We start from the raw sequence: 19313 nt of genomic DNA on the forward strand, positions 1-19313 counted from the left end.
CGAGTTTACCGAACCCAATTGTGTTCAGTTTACCGTAATTTAGCTCAAGGTTTACTATAGCAGTTCTAAATAGTTCATGAAACCCAAAGCTGATTTCTGATCACACCAAAAAATCCTCGGATCTCTTTCTTACTATTCCCTGCTGCCTGCTCCCTGCTGCCTGCTCCCTGCTCCCTGCTCCCTGCTGCCTGCTGCCTGCTCCCTGCTGCCTGCTCCCTGCTCCCTATTCCCTATTCCCTATTCCCTATTCCCTATTCCCTATTCCCTATTCCCTATCCAACAGTTTTTCATAACGGCAATCCCTATAAAGTTAGTGATAAAAACCGAATGGTCACTGCTATTTTGAAGTACTACCATAATAATCAAAGGCAAAAAAACAAGGCTAAATCAATTAAAAAAATACAACTTGGAGGAAGAGCTATGACTCTAGTTCGTTGGAACCCCTGGAAAGACATCAACACCCTACAACGGGAACTTGACCAGCTATTTGACCATAGTTTTGTGCCCACTACTTTGCGAGAGTTTGGTCATTTAAAAAATGTTCCTGCTGCTGAACTAACCCAAACGGAAGATGCTATCACTCTGAAATTGGAAGTTCCAGGAATGGAAGCCAAAGAATTGAATGTAGAAGTCACAGATACTGTTGTTGCTATCAGTGGAGAACGGAAAGAAGAAACCAATACTGACGAAAAAGGCGTCAAGCGTTCTGAATTCCGTTATGGTAAATTCCAGCGGGTAATTCCTTTACCAGTTCGGATTCAAAATACCAAAGTTCAGGCTGAGTACAAAGACGGTATCTTGAATCTGACCTTGCCCAAAGCTGAAGAGGAAAAAAACAAAGTTGTCAAGGTTAACTTGAACTAACTCCCTGGTTAGCTCAGTGGCTGGTTAACTCAGTGGCTGGCTAACTAGACTTGGGACAATTAGTTAGCTACTGGCGTTTAGACTAAATCGTGACCTCAAAAAGCGATCGCTATCTCAACAAGCGATCGCTTTTTGTTTACATATATAGAAATCCTAAATGAAGCGATGCAGCGCGGTCTTGGGGGTTTCCCCCACTCGCTATTGCATCAAGACATTGTGGGAATTTTTGTTGCCTGCTCCCTGTTCCCTGTTCCCTGTTCCCTGTTCCCTTTCCTATACCAGTTCTCAATGGGGTGGCGACAAAATCATCCTATCATTCAGCAACGCCATCACTGGAGTCAATCGGATCTTTTTCTGTAACTTATCCGGATAACTCAACTCGGCTGAGAAATAGAAAAATAGTAGATGCACCTTGATAGCCATCCCCCTGCAATCAAAGCGGGGGGTTTTTTAATTATAACCATGAAACCTATGAAACCCATACTCAAATCTGCCGCAACTTACCTAATCTTAATGATTGCGATGGTTCTATCTGCTAGCCCTGCCTCTGCTCAACCTGAAGGATTAAAGGGTAGCTACGTGGGAATTAGTAACGATGGCAGCAAAATCAGTAATGATATCCTCAATCCCTTTGAGAATTTGCTGGGAATTGGCTCAAACTCAAGCGATGAAAGGATTGGTAGCATGTATCAAGGTCGTATTGATCTGCCCAATTTACCGATTTCAGTGCGTGGTGCAGCGTTTCTCTCTGGCAAAGGTCGTGCGATCGAACCAACAATTACCTATGATGTACCGGTTGCCAGCAATACTAACATTTACGTTGGTGGAGGCTATACCTTTGTGAACAACCAGGAGATCACCACTCCTTTAGGTAATCAAAATTCAGCCGTATTGACTGCTGGTGTAGAAGCAGCAGTCAATGACTACACCATAATCTACGGCAGCGGCAGATTAAGCCTTAGTGATGAAAACAACGATACTTCCCCAGTTAAATTGCAATTTGGTGCAGGCTATCGTTTCTAAAATCTATTGCTCAATCGTAATGGTAGGGGCGCTTCCCTTGGGCATTTATTTTAACCAAAGACGAGTCACTTGTTCCAACTGAGTAACATCCTCCTGACTCAAAGCCCAACCCAAAGCCCCTGCATTGTCTTGCACCTGTTGTGCGGTCTTAGCACCGGGAATCGGGATTACTCCATCTTGAGCAATCAGCCAGTTAAGGGCAACTTGAGCTGGTTTTCGCTCATACTTTTCCCCTAACTGACTCAGTAGCTTTAGCACAGGGGCAATTTTTTCTAAACCACTTTTGCTAAAGCGGGGGTCAATAGCCCTAGCTCCAGTGGGTTTGATATAGCTCTCTACCGTATACTTGCCAGTGAGTAATCCTTGAGCTAAGGGACTGTAAGCCAGAATAGTCACACCTAACTGACGCGCTTTATCAAGAATACCGTTGCTCTCAATTTTCCGATGCAACAGAGAATATTGCACCTGATTCACCGCTAGGGGTATGCCACGGGCTGCCAAGTAACTGTGAGCTTCTGCCATTTGCTTAGCGGAATAGTTACTGACACCAACTGCTCCAATCCGACCACGCTTCACTTCATCAGAAATTTTGGGTTTGAAACCCCGTCCTTCTAGGACGGCAAAACATGTTAGAATGGAAATGGTCAACGACCCACCCGAGACGATGGATTGACCAAAGGTCACGCTTCGCGAACAGACAGCCTACACGAGCGAAGTCCAGTAACCTGGCGGCGCAGAAAAATCGGTAGACCGGGAAAAGAAGACGGGGCAATGGAAGTCCAACCCCTGAATCAACAAAGTACATCAAGATTTTTCTTGTTTGGAATTTCAACACATAAGAACCGCAGGGCTTGCGGGGATAGTCTGTGGAGCGACCATAAGACCTGAAGAGAGTAAATCTCGGAGGGCTGGTGCTATGAAGCAGAAACCTAAATCGTGAGGTTTAGGAATCACCGCACTTCGGCAGGCGGTGAGGATGTCAACAGCTAGAGCATTCATCAACGTCTGTTGGCTGATCAAGAAACTAAAAGGCATATGTACTTGGTACAGTTCCACTTGCTCGACTTGCAGACGTTTCAAACTGTCGCTCAACGCATCAGAAACTGACTGAGCGCTAAATCGCCAGGGTAAGGGGAAATACTTAGTAGCAATCTGGGCTTTCCGTCCCACCTGCTTCATAAACCGTCCGATCAGGGATTCTGATTCTCCTAGTCCATACACCTCAGCGGTGTCAAAAAAGTTAATTCCAGCATCCAAGGTTGCCTCGAAGGCTTCTTTTACCTGAGTAGTGCCGTAGTCACTGCCATAGTTCCAAAACAGCTTGTCTCCCCATGACCACGTCCCAATTCCCAAGGCTGTGACCATCGGACCATTCTGACCTAACCTGATCGTCTGCATTATAAACACTCCAGCTCTTAACATTTCTTAATATTAGTTCAGTTTATCGTGGCGTGGTCAGCTATCAGCTTGGTTGACGGTTGAAAGTTGAAAGTTGAAAGTTGAAAGTTGAAAGTTGAAAGTTAAAAGTTGAAAGTTGAAAGTTGACGGTTTATAACTTAAGTTTAAAAATTAACGATAAACTAGACTGAGCACTGACTCCCTGACCCATTCAGCTATTAATAAAACTAAGCTAGGAAGAAATTGCTGCTGAAGAAGGCTTGATTTGGGAGCCTGAAAACCTTTATTGTGCTGTGGTGGTGTAATCTGGTTACTCCTGTGTGGCGTCAATCCCAACAGCACTCTCAAACCCTTGACCAGGGGCAAGGTATGAATATAGACTCATACATCAACATTGAGCAAGAACAAATTACACGCTCCCGCGTGCTGTTTCATAGCATTCGCTTTGATTTAAATCAAGATATTCTTACAAAAATTAAACAAGCACAACAGACTGGTCACGGCCTTGATATTTCCGGAGAGTTGCTTAGTGATTTACGCCATTTAGCTCTGCTGGATTGGGAAAACCGCCTCCAGTCTGGATTGACGTTTTCTACGTACTATCTACCAGTTGATCGGGCACAGGCACTGATGCGGAGTGTGATTGCCCTTGATGGAGAAATCGTTCACCAGATCAAGAGAGACTGTTTGGAGAATCCCGACTTTTGTTGTCAAATTGCTGACGCTCATTACTGGCTGATCACTCAAATCTTGGCTCAGCTACGCCTGAAACCATCACCCAACTTCCCTAAGCTGGCTTGGGGACTATCAGCGCTGATGATAATCCTGGTGATTGTGGCAGTGCTGGTAATTCCTGGTGTATTACAGCTAATACTTGCTCAACCCTGGAGATGGTTGATTATTATAGTGGGCATAGTCAGCTGTGGTCTACTTCTAGTAATAGTACAATGGCTGCTACGTTCATGTTTAATCAGGATTGCGCCTTGGATGTTGCGTCAGCTATTGTCCGGTTTGCTCTCGGCCAAGCCTGGTCCTAAGAAAATTGCTAAACGTATTCTGGCATGGTTATTGCCGTGATTAGTGATCAGTCTGTGATCTGCCTTTTGCCTTTTGGCTGGGATTATTCGTTCAAGGCAGAATTTAACAGATAATAGAAAGGTTAAGTTAGATGGAAACTATGTCAACAGAAGCGATCGCATCAGTCATCAATGTCTATTTTGCTAACATGGCGGCCATGAATCCAGGAGGCTGGGTAGAGATTTTTGCTGAAGATGCAGTGATTTATGACCCAGTGGGAAAGCCACCAATCAACGTCTCTGAGGACTCGGAGAAGTTCTTTGGACTACTGTCTAGCTTCTTTAACAGCTTTGACATCTCACAAGAGCAAATTTTTATTGCTGGCAATGGAGCAGCGGTAAAGTGGAGGATGCAGGTGTCTGCTAAGAATGGTCGTGAGGCTACTGCTGAAGGCATCAGTGTTTTTGAAATCAATGATGACGGTAAGATTCAACAGGTTTTGTCCTACTGGAATGAAGCAGAAATGATGGCTAAACTTAAGGGCTAATTCCTAAGTGGTGTTGGCGGTTAGCAAGGACAAAAGCTGCTGAACCAGCACCGACAATAATCTAATAGTTATAGAGCATCTTAGATTTAGGAGCGATCAGCAATAGGCTTACCTATGCATCGATCAACGATCCATAAGGAAGCGGACCGTCCGTTTGGTCCCTGGGAAGTGTAAACCAGTATCCCATATGACCTTCTATGAACTCGGCCCGGGTGATGGAACCATTACCATCAGTGTCAAGACTGTTGAAAGCCTTGTCAGCACTTTCGGGCTGGTCTTCACCGGAGTATATTGCCAAATACTTCCGGTACTCTTCACGGGAAATCTGACCGGAATGATCGGTGTCGATGAGATCAAAAAAGACTTCGTTCTTTTGCCGACCCACTTCTAGTGACGATTCGATTACCGTGACAGCCTTTGCGGCATTGGTAATAAACTCTTCTTCCCCGATCATGGTGTTGGCATCGACCGCACCCCCTCCAGCGATTATATACTGAAATAGGTCGTGAAACAGAGTCCGGATTACTTCGTAATTCGACGAATTACCTTGAAGTTTGACAAACCGATCCGCAATTGTTTCGTAGTCCGAGAGCGACAAAACCCCATCTCCGTTGACATCCATAAGCTTGAAGTAAGTCTTCATCCGAACAATCCAAGCACTCGATGACAAAAAGTCTTCTGGTGTCATTTTTAATTCGATAATAAAATCCCAATGTATGATATCAGTTTCTATCCATTGGTGACAAAATTAAGTATCGTACGCGACTTCGTGCAACCGTTATGTTCCTGTCCCATTAGCTATTACTGTTCCCAAAAAAATAACCCCTGAGTATCGTGCTGTTAGATCACAGCTCGACCAACTAAGGGGTATCGATGACTGAATTGCGTAAGCTATTTACTACTATCCACAGCAGCTGTATGCGTACGGGTTTTCCCAACGTTAACCAAACAGTTAACCAATGGTATAACTTCAGGGTAAGACCAGTTGCTCAGACCTCAGACAAATAGTATGTAGCGGGGAAACGCTTTTGAGCTGTTAGACAAAAAAATACCCCTGTCTGGCTATTAGATCACAGACAGAGGAATTAAGGGGTATCGATGACTGAATTGCGTAAGCTATTTACTACTATCCACAGCGGCTGTATGCGTACGGGTTTTCCCAACGTTAACCAATGGTATAACTTCAGGGTAAGACCAGTTGCTCAGACCTTAGACAACTAGTATTTAGCTGGGAGAAGCCTTTGAGCTGTTCCAAAAAAAATACCCTCTGAGTGTCTTGCTGTTAGATCACAGCTCGACCAACTAAGGGGTGTCCATGGCTGAATTGCGTAAGCTATTTACTACTATCCACAGCGGCTGTATGCGATCGCGTTTACCCAACGTTAACCTTATAGTTAACCAATGGTATAACTTGACGATAAGACGAGCTGGTAACAGGTCAGACAACTAGTATGTAGCCGGGAAACGCTTTTGAGCTGTTACACAAAAAAAATACCCCTGTCTTGCTCTTAGATCACAGCTCGACTAACTAAGGGGTATCGATGACTGAATTGGGTAAGCTATTTACTACTATCAACAGCGGCTGTATGCGATCGCGTTTTCCCAAAGTTAACCTTATAGTTAACCAATGGTATAACTTCAGGGTAAGGGGAGCTGGTCAGAGGTGAGGCAACTAGTATGTAGCCGGGAAACGCTTTTGAGTTCCAAAAAAATAACCCCTGAGTGTCTTGCTGTTAGATCACAGCTCGACTAACTAAGGGGTATCGATGGCTGAATTGGGTAAGCTATTTACTACTATCAACAGCGGCTGTATGCGATCGCGTTTTCCCAACGTTAACCTTATAGTTAACCTGATGTATAAGTGATGGTTTAGCCGATGATGGGGGTTTGGGGCAAGCAATAATCCCCGACAATAGCAGTGCCTGCACCCTGTGGGAGCGTCAATTTGCTACACTTCTGATCACGTATTGGTATTGCCTCCAAAATCACAACCATGACAGCTACACCACTTGCATCCATACCCCTAAGTGCGATCGCTCAAAAAACCCGTCAAGCTGCACAGAACTTAGCCGTTCTCTCAACAAAGGCTAAAAATGAAGCTATTGAGGCAATAGCCCAAGCCTTGGAAGCTGCAGCACCGGAAATCCTAGCGGCGAATGCTGCAGACTGCCAAGCGGCTGAGGCAGATAACATTCCTAAAGCCCTTTATAATCGCCTGAAGTTCAACGAAACAAAGCTCAAGGGGGCTATTCAGGGGGTGCGAGATGTGGGCAACCTTGGTGATCCTGTGGGCAATGTCCAAATTCATCGAGAACTGGATCAAGGACTAATCCTCAAACGAGTCACTTGTTCCTTAGGAGTTTTAGGAGTTATCTTTGAAGCTCGTCCCGATGCCTTAATTCAAATTACCTCTCTTGCGATTAAATCTGGTAATGGTGTTATCCTCAAAGGCGGTAAAGAAGCAATTCGCTCCTGTGAAACCCTAGTCAAAGCAATTCATAAAGGATTATCTACGACAGCAGTTGACCCAGCAACGGTACAGTTGTTAACCACTAGAGAAGAAATCAAAGAGCTGTTACAACTAGACAACTATGTGGATTTGATTATTCCCAGAGGGTCGAACGCTTTTGTTCGGTTTGTGCAGGAGAATACTCGTATTCCAGTACTTGGTCATGCTGATGGGATTTGCCACCTCTATATTGATGCAGCAGCTGACTTGGAGAAAGCGGTAACTATCACCGTTGATGCCAAAACTCAATATCCAGCTGTTTGTAATGCGATTGAAACCCTGCTGGTGCATTCAGCAATTGCTCCTCGTTTTTTGCCCCTAGCAGCAGAAGCTTTGAAAAAGGGTAATGTAGAATTGCGAGGGGATGAAGCTAGCCGTGAGATTATCCCAATCTCTGTAGCAACCGATGAGGATTGGTCTACAGAATATAATGATTTAATTCTTTCTATCAAAGTAGTAGATTCTGTGGAAGAAGCGATTAACCATATCAATACTTATGGTTCCAGACATACGGATGCAATTGTTACTGAAGACCAGGAGGTAGCAGATAGCTTCGGAAATCAAGTTGATGCAGCTAATGTTTTCCACAACTGTTCTACTCGCTTTGCCGATGGTTTCCGCTATGGTTTTGGAGCAGAAGTAGGAATTAGCACTCAACAAATGCCCCCCCGAGGTCCAGTGGGCTTAGAGGGATTGGTGACTTACAAATACAAGGTTACAGGTAATGGTCACATTGCCGCTACTTATGTTGGTGAGAATGCTAAGCCTTTTACCCATCGGGATATCTAATATTCTTCGGTAAATTTATAATGCTTACGGAAACTAACAGGTTTTAAATTCCGAAAGTATTGTCCAGTAATGCTTTGAGTATAATTATACTGGCAGGCGCTCCTAGTAAGTGCTCAAGAGCGATATTTTTGGACTTTTGCAAGAGGTCTATTAAAAAAACCTCAGCGGATAGCTGAGGAATTAGTCACGTTGCATCTACTATTTCTTAATCCTTGATTCGTCTATCTAGATCCGGAACAATTTAGAAATGCTTACGCCAAGGAAACAGGCAAGATGGCTATCCCACATAGAACTAATAGATTGTTTGAAACAAGATTAAACAAAAAAAATCCCCAGCGGGTAGCTGAGGAAGGAGTCAGGGTGCATCTACTATTTCTTATTCCTTGATTGCTCTCTCTAGATCCGGAACAATTTAGAAATGCCTAAGCCAAATAGAACTGATAGATTGGTTGAGACAAAATTCAAAAAAAAAAATCCCCAGCGGGTAGCTGAGGGATGAGTCAGGGTGCATCTACTATTTCTTATTCCTTCATGGCTCTCTCTAGATCCGGAACAATTTAGAAATGCCTAAGCCAAATAGAACTGATAGATTGGTTGAGACAAAATTCAACAAAAAAAATCCCCAGCGGGTAGCTGAGGGATGAGTCAGGGTGCATCTACTATTTCTTAATCCTTCATGGCTCTCTCTAGATCCGGAACAATTTAGAAATGCCTAAGCCAAATAGAACTGATAGATTAGTTGAGACAAAATTGAACAAAAAAAATCCCCAGCGGCTAGCTGAGGGATGAGTCAGGGTGCATCTACTATTTCTTATTCCTTGATTGCTATCTCTAGATCCGGAACAATTTAGAAATGCCTAAGCCAAATAGAACTGATAGATTAGTTGAGACAAAATTCAACAAAAAAAAATCCCCAGCGGGTAGCTGAGGGATTAGTCAGGGTGCATCTACTATTTCTTAATCCTTGATTGCTCTATCTAGATCCGGAAGAAATTAGAAATGGGTAAGCCCAATAGAACTGATAGATTAGTTAAAACAAAATTGAACAAAAAAAAATCCCCAGCGGGTAGCTGAGGGATGAGTCAGGGTGCATCTACTATTTCTTAATCCTTGATTGCTCTCTCTCGATCCGGAAGAAATTAGAAACACACTAGCTAAATAGAACTGATAGATTAGTTGAGACAAAATTGAACAAAAAAAAATCCCCAGCGGGTAGCTGAGGGATGAGTCAGGGTGCATCTACTATTTTTTAATCCTTGATTGCTCTATCTAGATCCGGAAGAAATTAGAAATGGGTAAGCCCAATAGAACTGATAGATTAGTTGAGACAAAATTGAACAAAAAAAAATCCCCAGCGGGTAGCTGAGGGATGAGTCAGGGTGCATCTACTATTTCTTAATCCTTGATTGCTCTCTCTCGATCCGGAAGAAATTAGAAATGGGTAAGCCCAATAGAACTGATAGATTAGTTAAAACAAAATTGAACAAAAAAAAATCCCCAGCGGGTAGCTGAGGGATGAGTCAGGGTGCATCTACTATTTCTTAATCCTTGATTGCTCTCTCTCGATCCGGAAGAAATTAGAAACACACTAGCTAAATAGAACTGATAGATTAGTTGAGACAAAATTAAACAAAAAAAATCCCCAGCGGCTAGCTGAGGGATGAGTCAGGGTGCATCTACTATTTCTTAATCCTTCATGGCTCTCTCTCGATCCGGAAGAAATTAGAACTGATAGATTAGTTGAGACAAAATTAAACAAAAAAAATCCCCAGCGGCTAGCTGAGGGATCAGTCAGGGTGCATCTACTATTTCTTAATCCTTCATGGCTCTGTCTCGATCCGGAAGAAATTAGAACTGATAGATTAGTTGAGACAAAATTAAACAAAAAAAATCCCCAGCGGCTAGCTGAGGGATCAGTCAGGGTGCATCTACTATTTCTTATTCCTTGATTGCTCTCTCTCGATCCGGAATAAATTAGAACTGATAGATTAGTTGAGACAAAATTGAACAAAAAAAAATCCCCAGCGGCTAGCTGAGGGATCAGTCAGGGTGCATCTACTATTTCTTATTCCTTCATTGCTCTCTCTCGATCCGGAAGAAATTAGAACTGATAGATTAGTTGAGACAAAATTGAACAAAAAAAAATCCCCAGCGGCTAGCTGAGGGATGAGTCAGGGTGCATCTACTATTTCTTAATCCTTCATTGCTCTGTCTCGATCCGGAAGAAATTAGAAACGCTTACCCATTGATAACGAGTGATAGATTAGTTGAGACAAAATTAAACAAAAAAAATCCCCAGCGGCTAGCTGAGAGCTGATTCGTAAAGTAAATCTTAAGAAGTCTGAAAGCCTTGCTATGATTGTCTTTTGGTTATTAAATAGTTCAAATGTTCTATTTTAGCGCAAGCCTTATCTTACAAGGATTACAGCGAGTTTACGAATCAGCTCTTAATGCTGTTGATGATTACGCCAATTAAGGGGGTGCATCTCATATTTGTAAAAAAGATGGGAAGTGTGGGAAGTGTGGGGCGGGGGCGCGGGGCGGGGGCGCCTTTCAGGTGTATGATTTTAACAAAAGAGGAAAAAAGAACTAAAAACCTTAGTACACCATTGGACTGTCATCGATGATCACACAGATTCCGAAAGGGTATCAAGAATGGTTCTCAGTTGTGATGAGGAAGATGCCTCATCTGAGCAAATCTCAGGCAGTGGGATTAGCAATGGGTCGTTTTGGTATTGCCATCACTCTTTCGTTGTGGATTATCAACAGTAGCAGTGTTTTTAGCAGAAATCCAACATCGATCTCAAAACAATGTCAGAGAGCAGTTAAGGCAATGGTACAAGGAAAAAAGTCACAAATATGGCAGAAAGCGACAGGAAATAGAAGTCAGTGAAAGCAAAGCCTTCTTATTGTTGTGGATATTAAGTTGGTGGTCATCCGATCAAAAAAGCCTGGTGCTGGCTGCAGATGCATCCACATTGGGTAAGCGTATTGAGCGTCTTGGTAATTAGTGTGGTCTACCGTGGCTGTGGAATACCTGTAGCGAGCGAAAATTGTGGGTGCAACCGAAAAAGCGATGCAGCAAGGGAACAGGGGGTTTCCCCCGGAGACCAAACCGTAAGACAGTTGAGCCTTTATGGTTGGTCGGCTATGCAGAAAAGGGGTAAAACTTATTGATTAAGGCTCAACTGTCTTACGGTAAATTCAAACCACTCGCTATTGCATCAAGACAGGGAGTTGGCAACCTTACTGGCATCAGCTGTTAAATCAGGTCAAACAGGGGATCCCGGATGATTGGTTTGTGATAGTCACCACAGACAATCGGTTGTATGCTAAATGGTTTTATCAAGGGATTGTGGCTAATGGCTGGCATCCTAGCCATGCGGATTAATGCTCTTCGATATTACCAACCATCCCAGGTTTTGGGTGACCAACCCCCATCGAAATTACCTCTGTCTGGGCTAATCACGCTCGGTTGGTCAGCATTGGAGTGGTCGAGTCAGATGTTTGAGAAGCAACTGTGTCGATGGCACTCTCAATGCTCGCACCGGATCACGGTTATGCTGACCCATGGGTTTTTGTTAACGGTATGACGTCCACAACAGGCTCAAATCTACTGGTATAGTATGCGTAGCTGGATTGAATGCAAGTTCTACGACATTAAGCGTGGTGGATAGGGTTTGCATCACACCAAAATGACTGACCCCAAACGTGCCTGCATACAATGGTAACGCTATTGCTGTGGCGACTATTTGGTTGGTTGGCGTCGGAGGATTAACTGACACTAGTTTATCTGCTAGTAGTTTATCGGTTAAAACTGACGACGATGGCCTCGACGCCGATCCGTTGCAATTTTCGACCCACTCTCAACAACCATATTCTTTAAGTTGTAAAGGGCGAGGTTTTTTACGTATTCTGGCATCTGTCATTCAACAAATGCCTTTACCTATGGGTTGAAATTCTCCCTCATTTTCTCTATCTTCTGCATAAATCTTAAAATCATACACCTAAAAGGGGGAGTGTGGGGGGCGCGGGAAGTTAGATGAGCAACTGGCTCCTCAAGACGGCGCTACCTTCCAGCCCCGAAGTCCCAGATCCGCTGTTCCGGTGATCCGCTGTTCCGGTGATCCGCTGTTCTTTAAGAGTAGGGCAAGAGGCAAGAGGCAAGAGTTAATAAAGTATAGCGCTGCATCACTACTCCCTGTTCCGGTGATCCGCTGTTCCCTGTTCCCTAAAATCCCAAAATTTTGTACCTCACCCAATTTAAAACTGATTAGTTCAAGATACAGTGTGTTAGGGATTTTAATTCTTTACCCAAAATTAACAATAACTTATAGCTTTCTTTAAAAGAAATATCCTGACAGTTGTAAACTAATATTAGCTATCGTTACAAAACAAAACTATTTCGGTGTAACCATTGAGAGTAGTATTACTAAAACTTAAAGTGCTTTTGTAAATCAAAGATGATGCCCTATTATCTCCTTTATTGACGGGTACTTAGAGGCTAGTTCATTGTCCCTGTATTAAACAGGGGTAATTTAACTTGTTTGGTTTTTTTTATCTTCATAAACAACAAAAAATTGTAATTTGAACGGTTTCGTTTTCCCAGTATTAAACAGGGGTAATTTGACTAGCTTTGTTATCAAATATTACTAATTTTTAATGACTAATGAATGAATCTACTCCTGTTCAACTCGACTCATCCAATGGAAATGGTGAGACTGTACCCAGTATCATCAACACCAATGTTTCACCACAGTTCAACTATGCTGACGCTGTCGAAAAGTCCTTCTTATTTTATGAAGCTCAGCGCTCCGGTAAACTTCCTGAGGACAATCGCATCCCATGGCGCGGGGATTCTGCCCTCAACGATGGTGCTGATGTAGGAGTTGACCTCACTGGCGGTTATTACGATGCTGGGGACCACGTCAAGTTCGGCTTCCCCATGGCTGCTGCCATGACTATGCTTGCTTGGGGGGCAATCGAATATCAAGATTCCTACCAGCAAATGGGTCAATGGGATGAGGCGTTGGATGCCATTAAGTGGGGTACAGATTACATACTCAAATCCCACATCACAGACAGTAACGGTCAAACCGAAGAGTTTTGGGGACAGGTTGGATCCGGTGAAATCGACCACAGCGTCTGGGCACCGCCGGAAACCATGACCATGGTGCGACCAGCGTTCAAAATTGATCCTTTAAATCCCGGTTCTGACCTAGCTGGTGAATCCGCTGCTGCCTTAGCTGCTGCCTCAATTGCCTTCCAATCCACAAACAGCAGCTACGCTAATCAACTACTGACGAACGCCAAAGCCCTATTTGACTTTGCCGAGACCTATCAGGGTAACTACTCTGACTCTATCCCCGATGCTGCTATTTTCTACAATTCTTGGAGTGGCTACGAAGACGAACTAGCCTGGTCTGCAACTTGGCTGTACAAAGCAACCGGTGACCAGACCTACTTGGATAAAGCCGAAAGTTACTATCTAGGTATTGATCCGACTCAGACTCAATCCTGGGATCAAAAAGTCCATGGTACTGGCATCCTCCTTGCTCAAGAAACTGACCAGGATAAGTACCGTATTGAAGTAGAACGCTGGCTAGACTACTGGAGTGACGATAGTGGTGAAGGTATCGAATATACTGAGGGCGGACTAGCTTGGTTAGATGACTGGGGTTCCCTACGATATGCTGCCAATACAGCTTTCCTTGCTGGTATTTATAGCGATACCGTTAATGATGGTAATGGTCGTTACTCCGATTTCGCCGCTGATCAAATTGACTACATTCTTGGGGATAATCCCAACAATCGCAGTTATGTCGTCGGTTTTGGCCACAATTCTCCCAAGAATCCCCACCATCGTGGAGCCCATGGTTCCACCACCAATGACATCGAATCACCGACGGACAACCTCAACATTCTCTATGGTGCACTGGTGGGTGGTCCCTCTGAACCAGACGATAATGCCTATGTCGATGTTCGAACTAACTATGCCATTAATGAAGTCGCTCTTGACTACAACGCTGGCTTCACTGGTGCTCTTGCCCGTATGTACCGTGAACAGATGGAACTAAGTCTGGGTTCTAACGTTGAACCATTACTGTCTACAGTAGATCCGATCCAAGTTGAACCATTACTGTCTACAGTAGATCCGATCCAAGTTGAACCATTACTGTCTACAGTAGATCCGATCACTAACTCAATAATTTAACTCTCCCCCGCCGGGGAATTCTAAACGGTATAGCACTACGCATTAAGGTGTTTGACATTGATACAAGCAGCAAAAGCTGTTTTAGTGAACTTTTAGGTGCGACCCGTGGCGAATTTAATAATTAGATGCGGAAAGCGCACCTTTGCATGCATGCCTCTTGCCTCTTGCCTTGTGCGTAGCGCTATAGAACCCACATTCCGCACCTTCAAGTTTGACACTACGGATTTATCGCTACTCCCTGCTCCGAAGTCAGAAGAGGTAAGAGCTAAGAGCTAAGATGGTAAAAATCCTGTGTACCTCATTAGACTAAAAACCGCTATAGCTCACCCAATTGAGAACTGCTATAAATTACCAATCACTAATCTTCAACCCTCAAGTTAAGTCGATAATTAATCGGTTCAGAGGCTTGAGAAACTACCACAAACTCATAGAAACCAGATGCTGGCAGATCCCCGATCCAGTAGCGTTCGTTTGAGTCTTCTAATAGGGTGGTCTTACGGCTCGGACCATAAACTGAAAACAAGGCATTCACATCGGTAGCCAGTCTCACTTCCATGACTTGACCACCAGAAAGTTTAGCCGTAAACGCTTTCCCGTCTCCTGGCTCAAGGGTACCACTGACTTGCTGAATCACTGCGCCAGGGGCAAACTCGATGCGCTGTAGGGCTTTGCCCGATTTCAACGCTTCGATGGTATCCCCAACAATCCCTTGCCACACCTGACCAATAGACTTATCGATAAACTTCTCACCGCGCTGATCGGGAAACTTATGAAAGAATTTAGAATCTGCAATATCATAAGCTGCACGGCTAGAAAGACGCAACTGATTCACTTGCTGCTTCCAGCTAGTCAGATCTGCTGTCCCATAGCTTCCCAACCTTCCCCGTGCCGTCCGACTCAAATTGAGCAACTCAATCCGGGTCAATAGCTCAAATGCCAGCTTATCCCACTCTTCTCTTAACGGAGCATCCTTTGATCCAGTGCCTAGCTGTCGTTTTTCTTGATTGGGGTACTTGTTCCAAAAGGCCTCATTGACTAACTGAACGTAGAACTTCTCGTCAATCTCCAAATTGGCACGACGCTGATCTAGCAATTCCTTGCGCTTTGCCTCGTTGCTGGGAAACCACGAGGGTGGCTTTATGTCCGGTTGATCGATGGGTGATTCCTTTGGAGAGGGTTCCGGCTGAGATCCTCTGAATTTGAACCACCAATTGGTTGCCCAGAAGGTAAAACCAAATACAGCAGCAGCTAAAACAGATACCAAAACCACCTTGCCCAGCCAGTCTAAAACGGTATTGTTTGTAAAAGTGCTTAATGGTGTTCTGGTAGCTGGGGTTGCTGGCTGGTTAACCGCTACTGGCTTGGAACCAGGGGCAACTGCTAAGGTCGGTTTAGTCTGAGGGGGTGATGGAGCTGATTGCGGGTCACTGGCAAATTGAAGGTGAGTGGTGAGGTCTCGCAGCACTTCTTTGGCATTTTGGTACCGTTCCCCTGGTCTAGGTTGAAGCATTTTATCGAGGATACGACCTAGGGTTGAGCTAAGGCTGATCTCTCGCCGCCAGTTCCAGGTCAGGGTATTGGGGTCAATTATCTGCTGGGGTTCCTGACCAGTCACTAATACTAATATAGTTGCCCCTAGAGCATAGAGGTCACTGTGGGGAAAAACACTTCCTCCTTGCATCTGCTCTGGGGGAGCATAGCCAACTTTACCCAACCGAGTTATGATCGGCTTATTTTGACCAGCCACCTTTGACCCTAGGAACTTCGATGCCACATTCGCTGCTACCTCCTTGACACCGCCAAAGTCAATCAGCACTGGTAAACCATCGGTACTGCGCAAAATCAGATTATCGGGAGAGATATCCCGATGAATCACCCTCATAAAATGGATATATTCCAACACTGGCAGGATTTGGATCAGCAGTTGAGTCACTTCTGCTTCACTAAACCGGAGTCCCTGAGGTCGGCGAGCCTCCAGTAGAGCGCGGTAGGTTTGCCCCTCCACATAGTCCTGAACCAACAATAGGGTGCCTTTGTCCTGTTGTTGTACCTGAAACAACTCACGAAATTGAGGGATTTGAGGGTGTTGCAATCGATAAAGAACTCCCGCTTCCCGCTCAAATAATTCTTCTGCTTTTTGTAAGGCGTGGTTACCTTGAACTTGGGGGGCAAATTCTTTTAGCACACACAGTTCATTAAAGCGGTTAAGGTCTTGAGCTAAATAGGTGCGTCCAAAGCCTCCGTGTCCCAACTCCCGGAGGATGCGGTAGCGACCACCCAGAATCTTCCCAGTGTCAAAGGTTTTGGCTAGGGACGGCAGCATCTCGCCACAAACCCGGCAAAACTTATTGCCATTGGGATTCTCATGTCCTTTACTACAATAGAGGGGCGTCATTCGATTTTGAATGTTGGATGTTGGATTTTGGATGTTAGATTTTTTCCCAGGGCTTGCTCCCGGAGACTTGACACAGTGCGTGGGATTCTGTGACCTGTTGACTCAGTAGTTGACTAAGCATAGGTAGACCAGCTACTGTGCTATATATATTAAAGATATATAGCATTTCTAAAATAGGTGAGGTAGATTTTGGATTTTAGGGAATAGGCAACAGGCAACAGGCAACAGGGAAAAAATCTTGTGTACCTCATTACTATGATAAACGCTATATATCACTATATATATAACTAATCATCAAAAATGGGGGTTGGTAAGGGGAGAAACGGATACCCCTGTCATTTATGCGTGGGGAGGAGTTTCTCCCCTTACACAAACAGCAGCTAGACAGTACTTCTTTTGAACTAGAAGCTATAAGCATATCCGTCTTTCCTATGTACAATGCTGCAATATTGGTGACTGATTCCTTGTACCAGTCCGTGTTTAGTGGAGATATTGAATGAACCGGTTTTTCGAGTAGCTATTCTACCTGTGTATGTTCCCACTTTCTTACCTTTGGTTACAACGGCTTTGGCAATATCTCCAGTCTGAAACCCTTTGACAAACTTCAACCTTGGTACATAACGAGTGGGAAAGCCAAACTTGTTCGTTCTGCACATCTGACGAGTACCATGTCCTTTAGCTGAAATCAACAATGGCTGATAAACTTCGATGTACAAAGTATCGACTTTTCCAACATTGGCGGCATCTAACCAGTGTGTTTTTGGAAGGTTCTGCCGACATCGATTGTACTTAGTTAATCCACCTGACCCTGTTTCAATCGGCAAACCCAAGGCTTTTAATTCGTTATACAACTTCCATCTAGTTGAGTTGACGGCTGCCCCATCGACTAAAGGTCGTTTGGCTTGAGAAAGAATACGCTTTATAACATCAGGTTTACCAGATAAAAACTGTTCGATTTCCTGATTACCTTTGGTTTGATTGCACTTCCTACAAGCAATTGCTAGGTTACTTACTCGGTCAGAACCGCCCTTTGATTTAGGTTTGATGTGTTCGACCTCTAGTGGAGTATCAGTCACACCACAGTAAGCACATTTACGATTCCATTTGGAAAGTAGATATTCTCTAACTTCATATCCGTAGAGTGTGCCCTGCTGATACTCTGTGCCAGAAATCTCAGGGTTTTCCATCTTCTGAGTATCGAACCTAACTAATTCCTGAGAAATGCCAGTTATCGGACAAAATCGAGTAAGTTTTTTTACCCATGTGATAATATTATAGACTCTCGACATTAGACTGGGAGCTAACCAGCCATCAGGACGTTTACGGTTAAGAAACCGTGGCTGTCGATAACGAGTTTTGCGGTTTCTACGAGAACGTCTCAACTGTCTACGTGAGGTTAAACCATCTCGAATTTGAAGACCTCTGTGGGTTAGTTCGGCACCCCAAACAACTACCTTTTCTTGAACAATTGCTAAACCTGTCGTTTGAGAACCAGGGTCAAGTTTGATCTGATGATTATGTGTCACACATTCCAATTCCTCCAAATCGCGCATGATGATTGTGAACGGGTATCTCCTAAAGACCTTAGCCCTTCCTTGTTTGAGCAAGATTCTAGCTCTAGCAGGCTGACATGGATCTAAAGGTTTTTTGTTTTTATCAAGTACAAAAACTCGCATAATGTGAGTATTCTCCTATTGCTAGGGTAAAGTTCGCTGCGCCAATGTTATCAGTCGGTACTTCCCAGATTGCACTTCCTTAACCTGATAAAGATGTTTAACAATCCGGTTCTAGAGCTTGAAACTAGCGTCGCATTTCAAGGTAGGAACTTTAACTCTTGCTGATAACGTAGTCCCTGACGGGACTTAGGCTGGTCAGGTAATGATTCACAAGCCCCCGGATTTATCCGTGGGGTTTGCTACTCCCAGGCTCCTGAATCCTGTTGAAGCGTTCCGCCACCTAATTGGTAAAATATATCATCGACGTATAACCCGGTTTTCGCTGAGGTATAATAACTTGCTATGACTTGGTCTTGCTGGGCAGTTTTTTTCTGTAACATCTGTGTCAATTCCTCCAGTTTTGCTTGATAAACTAAGTCGGATTTATTTAAGGCAGTAATAATCAACCCTTTGGGATTGATGGATAAAAACAGATCGATATGATGAACAATGTGCTCAATGGTTTCCATGCGAGTTACATCAGCAACAATAATTGCACCCTGAGCTCCTTTTAAATAAGTTGGTGAAATTCCCTTAAATTTAGTATGACCTTCTAAATCCCAAATCATCAATTTTATATCCAGCAGTTCTGATCGGGTTTCATCCTTAAATTTTATGATTTTGCGGGAAATTTTCACTCCGACTGTTGAAAGATATTGGTCACTAAACACACCCTCCACAAATCGGCGGATTAGGCTAGTTTTGCCTACACCAAAGTCTCCAACTAGGCAAATTTTTCGATCAATAGTGGACATTGTTACTGGTTGCTGACAACTGGTTTGAACTCTCGGGGATTGTAAACAGTTGTTAAGAGATGGGCGTGGCTCCACATCTGAACAAGT

The 19313-nt window shown here is 44.0% G+C and carries 17 protein-coding genes and 1 pseudogene; 10 read left to right on the plus strand and 8 right to left on the minus strand.

The window, feature by feature from the left end; all coding sequences use genetic code 11:
- The first annotated feature begins 420 nt into the window (after positions 1 to 420).
- The 3 genes from F6K57_RS12525 (at position 421) to F6K57_RS12535 (ending at position 1887) form a co-directional block, all read left to right on the plus strand.
- The gene (locus F6K57_RS12525; protein WP_293068012.1) at positions 421 to 864 is read left to right on the plus strand and encodes an Hsp20/alpha crystallin family protein; all 444 of its coding nucleotides are present in this window, start codon (positions 421 to 423) and stop codon (positions 862 to 864) included.
- A gap of 157 nt (positions 865 to 1021) precedes the next feature.
- The gene (locus F6K57_RS12530) at positions 1022 to 1237 is read left to right on the plus strand and encodes a hypothetical protein (RefSeq protein ID WP_293026655.1); all 216 of its coding nucleotides are present in this window, start codon (positions 1022 to 1024) and stop codon (positions 1235 to 1237) included.
- A gap of 98 nt (positions 1238 to 1335) precedes the next feature.
- On the plus strand, positions 1336 to 1887 hold the full coding sequence (locus F6K57_RS12535; RefSeq protein WP_293068015.1) for an outer membrane beta-barrel protein: 552 nt from the start codon (positions 1336 to 1338) through the stop codon (positions 1885 to 1887).
- Between the two features lie 45 nt (positions 1888 to 1932).
- Here the strand turns inward: F6K57_RS12535 and F6K57_RS12540 are convergent.
- Together F6K57_RS12540 and F6K57_RS12545 are read right to left on the minus strand one after the other, a co-directional pair.
- Positions 1933 to 2475: pseudogene (locus tag F6K57_RS12540) on the minus strand (aldo/keto reductase); the annotation flags it as partial.
- A 240-nt stretch (positions 2476 to 2715) separates the two neighbouring features.
- Positions 2716 to 3285 carry an aldo/keto reductase gene (locus tag F6K57_RS12545; RefSeq protein ID WP_364302583.1) on the minus strand — a complete coding sequence of 190 codons (570 nt, stop codon included), beginning with the start codon at positions 3283 to 3285 and terminating at the stop codon, positions 2716 to 2718.
- A 288-nt stretch (positions 3286 to 3573) separates the two neighbouring features.
- Here F6K57_RS12545 and F6K57_RS12550 point away from each other — a divergent pair, with 288 nt between their 5' ends.
- Together F6K57_RS12550 and F6K57_RS12555 are read left to right on the plus strand one after the other, a co-directional pair.
- Positions 3574 to 4362, plus strand: coding sequence for a hypothetical protein (locus F6K57_RS12550; protein WP_293026647.1), 789 nt, complete (start codon positions 3574 to 3576; stop codon positions 4360 to 4362).
- A 91-nt stretch (positions 4363 to 4453) separates the two neighbouring features.
- Positions 4454 to 4849, plus strand: coding sequence for a nuclear transport factor 2 family protein (locus tag F6K57_RS12555; protein WP_293026645.1), 396 nt, complete (start codon positions 4454 to 4456; stop codon positions 4847 to 4849).
- A 112-nt stretch (positions 4850 to 4961) separates the two neighbouring features.
- Here F6K57_RS12555 and F6K57_RS12560 read toward each other — a convergent pair whose 3' ends face one another.
- Positions 4962 to 5537 (minus strand): EF-hand domain-containing protein, encoded by a 576-nt coding sequence (locus F6K57_RS12560; RefSeq protein ID WP_293068020.1) that lies wholly within the window; start codon positions 5535 to 5537, stop codon positions 4962 to 4964.
- A 1305-nt stretch (positions 5538 to 6842) separates the two neighbouring features.
- Here F6K57_RS12560 and F6K57_RS12565 point away from each other — a divergent pair.
- From F6K57_RS12565 to F6K57_RS12575, 3 genes are all read left to right on the plus strand, one after another.
- Positions 6843 to 8147, plus strand: coding sequence for a glutamate-5-semialdehyde dehydrogenase (locus F6K57_RS12565; protein ID WP_293026637.1), 1305 nt, complete (start codon positions 6843 to 6845; stop codon positions 8145 to 8147).
- A 2735-nt stretch (positions 8148 to 10882) separates the two neighbouring features.
- Complete coding sequence (locus tag F6K57_RS12570) at positions 10883 to 11158, plus strand: hypothetical protein (RefSeq protein ID WP_293026635.1); 276 nt, start codon at positions 10883 to 10885, stop codon at positions 11156 to 11158.
- 318 nt (positions 11159 to 11476) lie between these two features.
- On the plus strand, positions 11477 to 11740 hold the full coding sequence (locus F6K57_RS12575) for a hypothetical protein (RefSeq protein WP_293026633.1): 264 nt from the start codon (positions 11477 to 11479) through the stop codon (positions 11738 to 11740).
- On the opposite strand, the gene F6K57_RS12580 is transcribed toward F6K57_RS12575, so the two are convergent.
- Positions 11729 to 11932 carry a hypothetical protein gene (locus F6K57_RS12580; protein ID WP_293026631.1) on the minus strand — a complete coding sequence of 68 codons (204 nt, stop codon included), beginning with the start codon at positions 11930 to 11932 and terminating at the stop codon, positions 11729 to 11731. The genes F6K57_RS12575 and F6K57_RS12580 overlap by 12 nt on opposite strands.
- 273 nt (positions 11933 to 12205) lie before the next feature.
- Positions 12206 to 12409, minus strand: a complete 204-nt coding sequence (locus tag F6K57_RS12585; RefSeq protein WP_293068025.1) for a hypothetical protein — start codon at positions 12407 to 12409, stop codon at positions 12206 to 12208.
- Positions 12410 to 12816: 407 nt separating this feature from the next.
- Between F6K57_RS12585 and F6K57_RS12590 the strand changes: the two genes are divergently transcribed.
- Together F6K57_RS12590 and F6K57_RS12595 are read left to right on the plus strand one after the other, a co-directional pair.
- Entirely contained in the window at positions 12817 to 14361 is a 1545-nt protein-coding gene (locus F6K57_RS12590; protein WP_293026627.1) for a glycoside hydrolase family 9 protein, read from the plus strand.
- Between the two features lie 105 nt (positions 14362 to 14466).
- The gene (locus tag F6K57_RS12595; protein ID WP_293026625.1) at positions 14467 to 14637 is read left to right on the plus strand and encodes a hypothetical protein; all 171 of its coding nucleotides are present in this window, start codon (positions 14467 to 14469) and stop codon (positions 14635 to 14637) included.
- A gap of 82 nt (positions 14638 to 14719) precedes the next feature.
- Here F6K57_RS12595 and F6K57_RS12600 read toward each other — a convergent pair whose 3' ends face one another.
- The 3 genes from F6K57_RS12600 to F6K57_RS12610 all read right to left on the minus strand — a co-directional run bounded on the left by F6K57_RS12600 (position 14720) and on the right by F6K57_RS12610 (position 19226).
- The gene (locus tag F6K57_RS12600; RefSeq protein WP_293026623.1) at positions 14720 to 16756 is read right to left on the minus strand and encodes a serine/threonine-protein kinase; all 2037 of its coding nucleotides are present in this window, start codon (positions 16754 to 16756) and stop codon (positions 14720 to 14722) included.
- 401 nt (positions 16757 to 17157) lie between these two features.
- Positions 17158 to 18432: an RNA-guided endonuclease IscB gene (gene iscB / locus F6K57_RS12605; RefSeq protein WP_293068029.1), complete on the minus strand. Its 1275-nt coding sequence runs from the start codon at positions 18430 to 18432 to the stop codon at positions 17158 to 17160.
- 239 nt (positions 18433 to 18671) lie between these two features.
- Entirely contained in the window at positions 18672 to 19226 is a 555-nt protein-coding gene (locus F6K57_RS12610; RefSeq protein ID WP_293068032.1) for a Rab family GTPase, read from the minus strand.
- Positions 19227 to 19313: the final 87 nt, after the last annotated feature.

Source organism: Moorena sp. SIO4A5 (assembly GCF_010672005.1).
Classification (GTDB): domain Bacteria; phylum Cyanobacteriota; class Cyanobacteriia; order Cyanobacteriales; family Coleofasciculaceae; genus Moorena.